This is a genomic window from Glaciimonas sp. OK215 (assembly GCF_057787885.1).
Genome location: NZ_CM173544.1, coordinates 6,264,631 through 6,276,758 on the forward strand (window position 1 = coordinate 6,264,631; position 12,128 = coordinate 6,276,758).

The 12,128-nt window shown below is 58.4% G+C and carries 12 protein-coding genes; 10 read left to right on the forward strand and 2 right to left on the reverse strand.

Annotated elements, in window-relative coordinates; genetic code table 11:
- The first annotated feature begins 2 nt into the window (after positions 1 to 2).
- The 3 genes from phnE (at position 3) to AC3CHX_RS29000 (ending at position 2,362) form a co-directional block, all read left to right on the forward strand.
- Positions 3 to 806 carry a phosphonate ABC transporter, permease protein PhnE gene (phnE, locus tag AC3CHX_RS28990; protein WP_488631388.1) on the forward strand — a complete coding sequence of 268 codons (804 nt, stop codon included), beginning with the start codon at positions 3 to 5 and terminating at the stop codon, positions 804 to 806.
- 113 nt (positions 807 to 919) lie between these two features.
- Complete coding sequence (locus AC3CHX_RS28995) at positions 920 to 1,402, forward strand: GNAT family N-acetyltransferase (protein ID WP_488631389.1); 483 nt, start codon at positions 920 to 922, stop codon at positions 1,400 to 1,402.
- A gap of 93 nt (positions 1,403 to 1,495) precedes the next feature.
- Positions 1,496 to 2,362 carry a D-hexose-6-phosphate mutarotase gene (locus AC3CHX_RS29000; protein WP_488631390.1) on the forward strand — a complete coding sequence of 289 codons (867 nt, stop codon included), beginning with the start codon at positions 1,496 to 1,498 and terminating at the stop codon, positions 2,360 to 2,362.
- A 37-nt stretch (positions 2,363 to 2,399) separates the two neighbouring features.
- Here the strand turns inward: AC3CHX_RS29000 and phnN are convergent, their stop codons facing one another.
- Complete coding sequence (gene phnN, locus AC3CHX_RS29005) at positions 2,400 to 3,707, reverse strand: phosphonate metabolism protein/1,5-bisphosphokinase (PRPP-forming) PhnN (protein ID WP_488631391.1); 1,308 nt, start codon at positions 3,705 to 3,707, stop codon at positions 2,400 to 2,402.
- Between the two features lie 186 nt (positions 3,708 to 3,893).
- Here phnN and phnG point away from each other — a divergent pair, with 186 nt between their 5' ends.
- The 7 genes from phnG to AC3CHX_RS29040 all read left to right on the forward strand — a co-directional run bounded on the left by phnG (position 3,894) and on the right by AC3CHX_RS29040 (position 9,808).
- Entirely contained in the window at positions 3,894 to 4,370 is a 477-nt protein-coding gene (gene phnG / locus AC3CHX_RS29010) for a phosphonate C-P lyase system protein PhnG (RefSeq protein WP_488631392.1), read from the forward strand.
- Entirely contained in the window at positions 4,367 to 4,978 is a 612-nt protein-coding gene (gene phnH / locus AC3CHX_RS29015) for a phosphonate C-P lyase system protein PhnH (RefSeq protein ID WP_488631393.1), read from the forward strand. Before phnG ends, phnH begins: the two co-directional genes overlap by 4 nt.
- Positions 4,979 to 5,026: 48 nt before the next feature.
- Entirely contained in the window at positions 5,027 to 6,190 is a 1,164-nt protein-coding gene (locus AC3CHX_RS29020) for a carbon-phosphorus lyase complex subunit (RefSeq protein ID WP_488631394.1), read from the forward strand.
- Positions 6,190 to 7,098, forward strand: a complete 909-nt coding sequence (locus tag AC3CHX_RS29025; RefSeq protein WP_488644963.1) for an alpha-D-ribose 1-methylphosphonate 5-phosphate C-P-lyase PhnJ — start codon at positions 6,190 to 6,192, stop codon at positions 7,096 to 7,098. The genes AC3CHX_RS29020 and AC3CHX_RS29025 overlap by 1 nt, the downstream gene beginning before the upstream one ends.
- A complete protein-coding gene (gene phnK / locus AC3CHX_RS29030; RefSeq protein ID WP_488631395.1) occupies positions 7,095 to 7,880 on the forward strand; it encodes a phosphonate C-P lyase system protein PhnK in 786 nt (261 codons plus the stop codon). The genes AC3CHX_RS29025 and phnK overlap by 4 nt, the downstream gene beginning before the upstream one ends.
- A gap of 8 nt (positions 7,881 to 7,888) precedes the next feature.
- Positions 7,889 to 8,614 carry a phosphonate C-P lyase system protein PhnL gene (gene phnL / locus AC3CHX_RS29035; protein WP_488631396.1) on the forward strand — a complete coding sequence of 242 codons (726 nt, stop codon included), beginning with the start codon at positions 7,889 to 7,891 and terminating at the stop codon, positions 8,612 to 8,614.
- Positions 8,615 to 8,683: 69 nt separating this feature from the next.
- Positions 8,684 to 9,808 carry an alpha-D-ribose 1-methylphosphonate 5-triphosphate diphosphatase gene (locus AC3CHX_RS29040; protein ID WP_488631397.1) on the forward strand — a complete coding sequence of 375 codons (1,125 nt, stop codon included), beginning with the start codon at positions 8,684 to 8,686 and terminating at the stop codon, positions 9,806 to 9,808.
- Here AC3CHX_RS29040 and AC3CHX_RS29045 read toward each other — a convergent pair whose 3' ends face one another.
- Positions 9,809 to 12,121: a penicillin-binding protein 1A gene (locus tag AC3CHX_RS29045; protein WP_488631398.1), complete on the reverse strand. Its 2,313-nt coding sequence runs from the start codon at positions 12,119 to 12,121 to the stop codon at positions 9,809 to 9,811. It lies immediately after the preceding gene.
- Positions 12,122 to 12,128 lie beyond the last annotated feature (7 nt).

Sequence of the window (12,128 nt, forward strand, 5' to 3'; positions counted from 1 at the left end):
AAATGACAACGCTAGCACCAATGCGCACCGCCGGCGCGCTGCCAACGCCTCCCAGGCAATCGATAGCGCGTACCCTGTTTTGGGGGGTGCTGGCGGCGATCCTGATCGCTTCCTGGAAGGGTGCCGACATGCGGCCGCTGGAGTTGCTGCGTGATGGCGGCAACATGGCAACCTACGCCGCCAGTTTTTTTCCACCGGATTTTCATGACTGGCGTATCTATCTGGAAGAAATGCTGGTGACGTTGCAGATCGCCGTGTGGGGAACTGCTTTGGCGGTGGTGTGTGCGGTGCCGTGCGGTTTGCTGGCTTCGTCGAATATCGCCCCGCCCTGGATCAGCCAGCCGGTGCGCCGCTTGATGGATGCCGCACGCGCGATCAACGAAATGGTGTTTGCGATGCTGTTCGTGGTGGCGGTTGGATTGGGGCCGTTTGCCGGGGTGCTGGCATTGTTTGTGGCAACCACCGGGACCTTATCCAAACTGTTTTCCGAGGCAGTCGAAGCGATTGACCCGCAGCCGGTTGAGGGTATCCGCGCAACCGGTGCGCATGCACTCGAAGAGATCGTGTTCGGCGTGTTGCCGCAAGTCATGCCGCTGTGGATCTCGTATGCGCTGTATCGCTTTGAGGCGAATGTGCGTTCCGCAACGGTGGTCGGCATGGTGGGCGCCGGCGGTATCGGGGTGATTTTGTGGGAAGTGATTCGCAGCTTTGAATATGCGCAGACTTGCGCGGTGCTGTTGATGATCGTGGTGGCGGTGACGGTGATTGACCTGGCATCTTCGCGCTTGCGCAAGTTGTTTATTTAACCTTCCAGGTTGTTTGAGACCAAGGCCGGGATTGCGTCCGACCGTGGTCCCAACAAACTGCTATTCTGGAGGGCGCATGCATTGACCTATTCACCCATTCGCCCGCTATTTTTATGACACTCTCCGCCACTGGCAGTGCGCCGCCCCCGCACATCGAAGTACGACCGGCAACCATCGACGATGCCGCGACGCTGGTCGGATTGCTGGCCGAAATGGATGATGCACCGACGCGTGACGCGCTCCTCGATGCCGAAGGCGCCCGCCAGATCATGGCGCGCATGGCGGCCTATCCCGACTTCCGCGCGTTCCTGGTATTCGCCGATGGTGTCGCCGTGGGCACTTTCAGTTTGCTGATCTTTTGCAGCCTGGCGCACGAAGGCTGCAAACAAGCCGTGCTGGATGCGGTCGTCATCCGGCGTGGCAGCCGAGGTCAGGGAATCGGTAGCGTGATGCTGGAACAGGCCTGCAAAATTGCGGGCGACGCCGGTTGCTACAAAATCGCACTATCGTCGAATCTGCAACGCATGGACGCGCATCGCTTCTATGAAACCTATGGCTTCAAGCAACATGGGATAAGTTTTGCATTGGCGCTGTAATGCCTGGATGCAACCGGCGCGCATCAATCAGCGTTGTTTTGCTTGATAATGGCGCGTAATTTTGCCATCGATATCAACCGAAAGTCAGAACATATGTATCCCGATCAACACCAGGAAATCAATCCGGCAGAACCCAAGCTGCCGAACGATCTGCATACCTTCACTGCCGCAGACGGCGCGCAAATTTCCCTGTCATTGCATGGTGCCCACGTTTGTTCCTGGCGGACCGCCGACGGCATCGAACGCTTGTACCTGAGCGGGCTTACCGACTGGCGTTCGACTGCCGCGATTCGTGGCGGCATTCCGCTGATCTTCCCCCAGTTCGCCAGCCGCGGACCGTTACAGAAGCATGGTTTTGCGCGTCTCAGTACCTGGGTGTTGAGCGACTCTTCGGTGCGCCGGAATGGCGACGGGTTTGTTCACCTGACGTTGCGTGATTCGGCCGAGTCGAGATTGCAATTTCCGTATACGTTCAAACTGGACCTGCACATTACATTTTCCGGGAAGGCGCTCAATACGGAATTGTTCGTCACGAATACGGACGCGCAGGCGTTTGAATTTACCTGCGCTTTACACACCTATCTATCAACCGGGATTGCGCAATCGTCGATCCGTGGGTTGTCCGGATGTCGTTATCAGAATGGCGTTGTCGATAGCCATCTGCACTTCGACCGCAGCGGCTTGCTGCATATCAATGACGAAGTCGACAGCCTGTTTTTTCAGGTGCAAAGCCCGGTTGAACTGGTCACCGACGACGCTGCGGTGAAGGTGCAACAGGCCGGCTTTTCGGATGTCGTGGTCTGGAATCCGTGGGCAGCGGGGTGTGCAAAAATTTCCGACCTGGAAAACGACGCCTATCAACACTTTGTTTGCATCGAGTCGGCCGCAATCGAAAAGCCGGTGACGCTGGCCGCAGGCTTGCAGTGGCGCGGGCATCAGCAACTCACGGTTTGCCCCTGATTTTTTCCGGTTCGCCAAAAAAAAAGTGCCACGCCGTTTAACGTGATGTGGGCAGGACTTGAAAAATTTCCAGCAGTTGACGTCCGGCCACTTCAATCGGTCCGCTGTTGTCGATGCGCGTGACGCCATCAGCTTCTTCGGCGCTGAATTGCGCTATCCGCTGCATGCGCTGTTCCAGCGCTGCGCCGGTTTCACGCTGGCGGCTTTGCATGCGTTGCCTGATCAGTTCAGGATCGGCGGCTATCCAGAGGATCTGTGCCTGCGGGAACAGGCGGCGCAGTTGCGGCAGGTATTCGCGCGAGCCGTTGACGACGACGTCGCGTCCCGCCTGCAACTCGGCTTGAATACCGCGATGAATGCCGTAACAGGTGCCGTTGGCTTGCCACATCATGCTGAAATGGCCGCTCCCTGCGCGTTGCCGGAATGCATCCTGTGTCATGGCTTCGTGCGCTTCGCTGGCATGTGCCGGACGGGTGATGCTGCGCCGCGCAAACACCAGGCTGGCGTTCTCCGGCAGTTGCGTCTTCACCCATTCCAGCAACGCATCTTTGCCGACACCTGATGGGCCGACCACAAAATACAGGCGGCCAGCCGGCGGCAAGCCGGAGGCTTCGTCGCGATGCAAAGCGGGATGGGTTGAGAATGGCAAGCGCTTCCATACCGTCAGCGGCGCACCTGGCGCCGATTCTTTAAAAATAGTCAGGCCATCGATCGTCAATGGCGTTGCCAGCGCGTTGGCAAAACATGCGGCGGCGGCAGCGCGGATCGCTGCTACGGTATCGTCATGGAGCGTCGTCAATGCGTCGGTCAGCGTCAGGTGAAAACGGTATTCGTCTTCGGTATACGGATAGCCCCAGCGCGCGATCAGCGCTTCGTGGCGTGGACTCAACGCGGCGCTGCGGCGCCTGGATAACTCTGCCGCCGACGGTGCGGCTCTTAGCAGATCGAAGTAACTGACGCAGCGCATGGCCAATGCATTGAGTTGTTCCTGGCTGCTGCGGTCCGTCGTTTGCAGCGCCAGGAATTTCCCCAACGCGCAAATGCCGACATCTGTTACCTGAAGCGCTTGCTGTGCGCTGGCAAAGGCTTGCGCCATCGCCAGCAGATGCTGTTCCGAAAAGCCTTCTGCCAACCGAAACGGGGCTTTTAACGTAGCGTGAAAGCCGTAGCGGCGCGCATCTGCCGTTATCTGCCGGAGTCCGGCCGCTGACATGCCCGCGACGCCTGGCTGGCGGCAATCGACGCCCGTCTCGGCGTCGCGCCCCAGCCAATGACTGCCGGCAGCCCACCAGCCGGAGGTCGTCGCCGGTGCGAAATAGAGTGCGTAGCGTGCGGTGTCGGTCATCGGAAAAGGGCGCTCCATTGCGCGTAAAAAGAGAGGTGATGGCTTGCCTTGCCGGGACAATTTTGCGTAAGTCCTATAGTCTAAGCACTGATTATTACCGCTTATTGACATTGTTGCAGGGTGTCTTTTGTCGACGATAACCTGGAATGTCATCAAGCTTTAATATTCCGATGTTCCAATGCAGCTATGGAATCTCAATCAAACGCCACAACCCGCCCAGCGCGTGCGCACTGGATCTCGGTGCTGGCCAGGGCGCCTGGCGCGGTCCTGGCCGAAGCGGTCAGCGCATATATCCAACAGCACGGCTCTCTTCCTTCTTATGTCTGGCTACGCCGGCCTGAAATCGGGCTGGCCATGGTGCGGGCGCGCACCGGCGGCAGCGGTCAGCAATTCAATCTGGGCGAGATGTCGGTAACGCGTTGTGCGTTGCGTTTGTCATCCGGTCAGATGGGCGTGGCGTACGTCGCCGGTCGCGATGCGCAACACGCGGAATGGGCGGCGCTGTTTGACGCACTGCTGCAAAGCGACACAGCAGCGCAGGCCGAACAATGTGTACTGCGCCCTATCGAGCGGGCAATAGCGGCACAACGCGCTGTCACCGAAGCCCGCGCAGAAGCCACCAAGGTCGATTTCATGACCATGGTGCGAGGAGAAAACGCATGAACGCCGGCGCGGAAAACAATCTTTTGCCAGCCTGGGATAACCCCGTTCATGATGCGCAATCGACCTTTCGTTCGCTGCTGCAAGCCTTGTCTGAGCCGGGTTTGATCCAAACCGTGACAGTAGCTATGCAGAGTCCTGCGCCGTTGTACCTGTCGACCACGGCACTCTGTCTGGCATTGGCTGATTTCGAGACCGCAGTCTGGCTGGATCGTGAGGCCAACAACGCCGTACTTAACGCGTATTTGCGTTTCCATTGCGGTTGCCGCCTGGTCGACGATACGACCGAGGCAACATTTGCCGTGATCACCGATCCGCGTCAATTGGCCGCCGCAAACGCGCTGGAAAAATTCTCGCAGGGCACGATGGAATATCCGGATCGGTCGACCACCGTATTGGTGCAGGTGCCGAGCTTGAGCGAGGGGCCGACACGCTATTTGTCCGGCCCCGGGATCGCGCATCGGCATGCCTTTAACATCGGCGGTTTGCCGGATAACTTCGGGTTGACGTGGCAAAAAAACAGCGCCGGATTTCCGCTTGGGGTTGATCTGGTGTTCTGCCACGGATCACGCATTCTCGGCCTGCCGCGCACGACCAATATTGTTGCTTGAGCGCTGCACAGGGAATCCGCAGCGTAATGGCGAAACAGGAGTAACGACATGTATGTCGCAGTCAAAGGTGGCGAAAAAGCCATTGAAGAATCGTACCTGGCATTGGCCCGCGCCCGCCGTGGCGACACCGCGCTGCCGGAGTTGTCGGTTGCGCAGATCCGTGAGCAAATGCCGTTGGCAGTCGCACGCGTGATGACCGAAGGGTCGTTGTATGACCGGGATCTGGCGGCGCTGGCGATCAAGCAGGCCAGCGGCGATTTGCTGGAAGCGATTTTCCTGTTGCGTGCGTATCGCACGACACTGCCGCGACTGCTCTCGACGCTGCCGCTGGATACCGCAAAGATGGTGATTGAGCGGCGGATTTCCGGCACCTTCAAAGATGTGCCTGGCGGTCAGATTCTGGGCGCGACCTACGATTACACCCAGCGCTTGCTGGACTTTTCGCTAGCCGCTGAATCTACATTGCAGGTAGCAAGCGCTGTGCCGCAAGCGGCCGCAACCACTGCCCTGAACGTGAAAGAAGCGCAGCGCAGCATGCCGCGGGTGCTGGACTTCCTGAATGCCGAAGGATTGATCGAGCAGGAGCTGATTCCGGACGGCGACCCGGCACCCGGCGACTTGACGCGCGATCCGCTGGAGTTTCCCGCGCAACGTGATATTCGCCTGCAAAATCTGGCCCGTGCCGATGAAGGCTTTGTGCTGGCAATGGCGTATTCGACGCAGCGCGGTTATGCGAACAGTCATCCTTTTGCCGGCGAGATCCGGCACGGCAAAGTCAGCGTTGAAGTGATCCCGGAAGAGCTCGGTTTTGCCATCGACATCGGCGATATTGACATCACCGAGTGCCAGATGGTGAACCAGTTTGCCGGTTCGCATACCGAGCCTGCGCGTTTCACGCGTGGTTACGGATTGACTTTTGGCTACAACGAACGGAAGGTGATTGCGATGGGGTTGATGGATAGAACCTTGCGTTGTCAGGAGTTGGGCGAAGAGGCCAATTCGCCGGCGCAAATGGCCGAGTTTGTGCTGTACCACTCGGACAACGTTGAAGCGTCCGGCTTTCTGCAACATTTGAAGCTGCCGCATTATGTCGACTTCCAGGCTGAACTCAATCTGATACGCGCGCTGCGTCGTCAGACTGACGCTGCAAAAATTGACGTCGACAAGCAATTTTCCGACGCGCCGCTATCCGCTACGCAGAAAGCCGCATGATGGATGCCGTAGTCGATCAAGCGCAGCATGCGCAAGCCGCCACGCAACCGGAAGCCGGCTACAACTTCGCCTATCTGGACGAACAGACCAAGCGCATGATTCGCCGTGCAATCTTGAAGGCGGTAGCGATTCCCGGTTACCAGGTGCCGTTCGGGGGCCGTGAAATGCCGCTGCCGTATGGCTGGGGCACGGGTGGAATTCAAGTCACCGCTGCGGTGATAGGACGGCATGATGTGTTGAAGGTGATCGATCAGGGGTCGGACGACACCACCAATGCGGTGAATATCCGGCGCTTTTTCCGCCGTACGACAGGTGTCGCGACGACGGAAAGAACCACCGAAGCAACCCTGATCCAGACCCGTCACCGGATTCCGGAAACGCCGTTGTCGCCTGGCCAGATCATGGTCTATCAGGTACCGATTCCCGAGCCGCTTCGCTGGCTGGAACCGAGCGAACAGCAGACCCGCAAGCTGCATGCGATGGCCGACTACGGCTTGATGAGCGTTGAACTTTACGAAGACATTGCGCGGTTGGGCAAGATCGCCACCGCTTACGATTATCCGGTGGTGGTCAATCAGCGCTACCTGATGCGGCCTTCGCCGATTCCAAAATTCGACAATCCGAAACTGGATCGCAGCCCGGCCTTGCAACTATTCGGTGCCGGCCGTGAAAAACGGATTTACGCAGTCCCGCCTTACACGCCGGTCAAGAGCCTGGACTTTGAAGACCATCCATTTGAAGTTGAACGCTGGGAGCACAGTTGCAGCTTGTGCGGCTCTGGCGCAAGCTTCCTGGACGAAGTCATCATCAATGACCAGGGCGCGCGCATGTACGTGTGCAGCGATACCGATTATTGTCAGCAGCGGGTTGCCTCTCAGTCATCCGCCATGTCGCGCGAGCCGTCATGATTTTTACTCTATCTGCGCCATTGCTCGCGGCCGAAAATCTGAGCAAGCGTTTCGGTGCCATTGCCGCTTGCGAGAATATCAATCTGCAACTTTACCCCGGCGAAGTGTTGGGCATCGTTGGCGAATCCGGTTCCGGCAAAAGCACTTTACTGAACTGCCTGGCCGGTCATCAAGTGCCGAGTGCCGGCCGCGTATTGTTTTCGACCCGTCATGAAGGCGTGGTTGATCTGTATCAGATCAGTGAAGCACGGCGCCGCCTGTTGTCGCGTACCGATTGGGGATTTGTGCATCAAAGTGCGCGCGATGGCTTGCGCGCCAATGTGTCGGCGGGCGCCAACGTCGGCGAGCGCCTGATGGCGATCGGCTCACGGCATTACGGACAGATTCGTGAAGAGGCATTGGGCTGGCTGGAACGGGTCGAAATCGACGCCGGCCGCATCGATGATTTGCCACGGCATTTCTCGGGCGGCATGCAACAGCGCTTGCAGATCGCACGCAATCTGGTGACCAGGCCACGCCTGATTTTTATGGATGAACCGACCGCGAGCCTGGATGTGTCGGTGCAGGCACGCTTGCTTGATTTGTTGCGCCAGCTGGTTTCGCAATTACATGTCGCCGCGGTGATCGTCACGCATGATCTGGCGGTTGCCAGGCTGCTGGCACATCGCCTGATGGTGATGCGTCAGGGCCAGGTTGTGGAACAGGGTTTGACCGATCAGGTGCTCGACGATCCGCAACATCCTTACACGCAATTATTGGTGTCGTCGGTATTGCAGGCTTAGGAAACAGCATGAACCAGCACAGACGTATCGAAGTACGAAAACTCTCGAAAGATTTTACCTTGCACCTGCAAGGCGGTTTGCATATGCCGATTTTTTCCGACGTCGACATGGATGTGGATGCCGGCGAATGCGTGGTGATTCACGCCCCGTCCGGCGCCGGCAAGAGCACCTTGCTGCGCTGCCTGTATGCGAACTATCGCGCCAGCAGCGGCAGCGTGAAGATTCGCCACACGACGCCGGATGGCGCTGACTGGGTTGATGTGGCGAATGCATCGGCGCAGCAGATACACGCAGTCAGGAAAGCCACATTGGGCTTCGTCACGCAATTTTTGCGCGTGATTCCACGCATTTCCACGCTGGATCTGGTGGCGGAGCCGCTGCTGGCCAAAGGTGTGGACGCCGAGGAAGCGCAAGAGCAAGCCAAAGCCTGGCTGTCGCGCCTGAAAATTCCTGCGCGTCTGTGGCAAGTGCCGCCGGCGACATTTTCCGGCGGCGAACAGCAACGCGTGAACATCGCGCGGACCTTGATCAGTGATTTTCCTGTACTGTTGCTGGATGAACCGACCGCGTCGCTGGATGAAGGCAACCGCGACACGGTCATCGCCATGATTCACGAAGCGTGTGAGCGTGGCACCGCAGTGGTCGGCATTTTTCACGACGAACATGTACGTCGCGCCTTGGCCACCCGTTTGTTTCCGCTGGCGGCGGTGCATGCGGTCGCGCTGGTTGCCTGAGTTTACGTAAAGTTATACCGGGTTTTATTCGCAGCTAATGACGTTCTCTATTTTAGTTTCACATCCATCATGATCACTATCCGCAACGCCCGTATCGTCACTGCGCAAGAGCAGTTTATCGGCAATCTATCTGTTGCAGCGGACACTATCGACGGCATTTCAGCCGGCGCTTCCAACATTGGCGAGGATTGGGAGGGCGACTATCTGCTGCCTGGATTGGTCGAGTTGCATACCGACAATCTCGAAAAGCATTTGATGCCGCGTCCGAAGGTGAACTGGCCGATCCTGCCGGCCATCATCGCGCATGACGCCCAGGTTGCTGCGGCCGGGATTACCACCGTGCTGGATGCACTCGGCGTCGGCGATATTGACCCTGAAAGCGTACGCAGCACTTTGCTCGCACCGTGCATCGTGAATTTGCAGCGTGCGCGTGCCAGCGGCGTATTACGGGTCGATCACTATTTGCATTTACGCCTGGAGCTGGCAGAGGAAAATCTGCTTGAACTGTTTTCGCCATTTCTCAATGATCCAAGGTTGAAGCTGGTGTCCTTGATGGATCACACGCCGGGCCAACGGCAATGGACCGACCTCAGTCACTTTCGGGTCTACACCACCGGAAAACGCGGATGGAGCAATGAAAAAGTCGATGCGATGCTGGAGCAATTACTGGCGCGGCAAATACGCTATGCCGCCGAGAATCGCCGGCACATCGTCAAGAGTTGCAATGCGCTTGGAATGCCGCTGGCGACGCACGACGACACTACCATTGAACATGTCGCCGAAGGCGTTGCCGAAGGCATCGGCATTTGCGAGTTCCCAACCACCCTCGTGGCTGCGCAAGCCGCACGGCAGCATGGCTTGGGCATCATCATGGGCGCACCGAATGTCGTCCGGGGCGGTTCGCACTCCGGGAACGTCTCGGCGACCGAGTTGGCGCGTGCCGATTTGCTCGACGTCCTGTCATCGGACTACGTGCCGGCCAGCTTGTTGCACGCGGCATTCATGCTGCAGAAAGACGGCTTTAATCTACCGAAATCACTGAATACGGTGTCGCGCAATCCGGCCCGCATGATCGGTTTCGAGGATCGCGGCGAAATTGCGACGGGCTTGCGCGCGGATTTTTTACGGGTACGCGTGGTCGATGATATTCCTGTGGTGTTGCAGGTGTGGACAGGCGGGCGGCGCGCGGTCTGACTAGGACTGGCGATCGGCGACGCCGTCGCCGTCAGCATCGCTGCATTGATAATTGCTGCGGATGAAGGAAAAATTGTTCTGCATGCAGTTGCCTTGCAGGTATTCGGCGTAGACATAATCGGTTCCGTCATGGATCAGTCCGGCAGGCATCGCGGGAATTTGTTCTGGGCGTTCGCGCAAGGCTTGTCCCATATACCGTTTCCAGATCGGCAGCGCATAGATTGCGCCGCTGCGATTACCCAGGCTTTTCGGTTGGTCGTAGCCGACCCACACCGTGGTCGAGATACCGCCGCCGTAACCGCTGAACCAGGCATCGCGTACGTTGTTGGAGGTGCCGGTTTTGCCCGCCAGATCGGCGCGTCCCAATGTCAGTGCCGAATGCCCCGATCCTTGCGATACGACACTGCGTAAAAGACTGTCGCTGAGCCATGCATTGCGCGCCGAGATGATCTGCCTGGCTGCCGCGGCGGCGTCGCTTTCACCGTCATACAGGGTGTTCCCATCGCGGTCCGTTACCCATGCGACAAGATAGGGCGCGCGATACCACCCGCCGCTGGCAAATACATTGAATCCCGCGCTCAATTGCAGCGGCGTGACAGCGCCGGCGCCTAGCGCCAGCGTGAGCGAGGCTGGATTGCGCGCCGTCTCGAATCCGAAATGCATCGCGAATTGCTGCACGTATTGCGGTCCGGTTGCTTCGATCAGGTTCACGGCGACCATGTTTTTCGAGCGGGCAAAGCCGCGTCGTAGCGTGATGAAGCCCTCGTAATTTTGAGCGAAGTTGCGCGGATGCCATACACTCGCTCCGGTTTCTTCCTTGCTGAGAATACGCCGCGTGTCATCGACCTGCGTTCCCGGAAAGTAGCCTTTTTCGAAAGCGGCAGAATACAGGAAGGGTTTGAATGCCGAGCCGGGCTGCCGGTATGCCTGCGTGGCATGATCGAATTTGTTGCGTTGATAATCGAAGCCGCCGACCAGTGCCAGGATCGCGCCGCTGCCGACGTCGAGCGAGACGAGCGCGCCTTCCATCTCCGGCAATTGCGTCAGTCGCCATTGGTCGGTGGATGATTGGTTCACGCGGATCACCGACCCCTCGACAATCTGTCCGATCTGTTGCGCCGTCAGGGTCTTGTCGCCGATTTTCTGTTTTGTTCGCGACAGGTGAACCAGACGGCCGTCTGACAATGCCGCATCGATGGTCTGCGATCCTATGGACGACACTACGGCCGCGCGTAGTTCGCCGCTGTCCGGATGCGCCGCCAAGGTTTGCCGGATCAGGCGCGTACGTTCCTTGCCGTCGACCAATTCGATGCGCCCCTCAGGTCCCAGATAACCGCGTGCGTTCTGCATGGCGATCAACTGGTCGCGCAACGATGAATCGGCCGCGCGTTGCTTCGGCATGTCCAGCGTCAGATGCAGCGTCAGACCTCGGCTATAGGTGTCATCGCCATAACGGGCTGCCGCCCACTGTCGCGCCAGTTCTGCGGCGTGCGCGGCTTCGCGCACGCCGTTGTTGCTGCGGGCGATCAAGGCCAGCGGTTCGGCCAGCGCGTGCCGGTATGCCGCTTCATCAATGTATCCCAGCGCCAGCATGCGCTCCAGAATGTAGTGTTGCCGCTGTGTCGCGCGAATGGGATTGATCATCGGATTGTAGGCCGACGGTGCTTTCGGCAAACCTGCCAGCAACGCTGATTCGGCCAAGGTCAGGCGATCCAGCGATTTACCGAAATAAATCTGGGCCGCAGCTGCAAAACCATAGGCCCGTTCGCCGAGATAGATTTCATTCATGTAAAGCTCAAGCAGCCGGTTCTTTCCGAATCGTGTTTCCAGCTTGTAAGCCAACAGGATTTCGGCGAATTTGCGCGTCAGGGTCTTTTCATTGCTCAGGTAGAAGTTGCGCGCGACCTGCATTGTAATGGTGCTGCCGCCTTGCATCTGACGTCCAGGTAGCACATTGGCCAGCATCGCCCTGACAATCCCCATATAATCCACTGCGCCATGCTCGTAAAAACGGGCATCTTCAATTGCCAGCAACGCCTGCCGCTGCTGCATCGGAATCTCAGCAATGGGCCAGACGTCGCGGTGCTCCGGGCCATATTCGGCCAGCAGTTCGCCGTCTGCAGAGTAAATGCGCAGCGGTTCGGCAGCCCGGTAGGACGCCAATGCGTCAACCGGCGGCAATTGTTGCCAGACCGACCATGCAGCGAAAGCGATGGCCATGCAAGCAGCGCAACTGAGGCCGATCAGCACACCGACGGCAAAGCGAATGCATTTTTTGATTTGGGCCTTGCGTCGATGGTGTTTCGTACTCAACAGACTA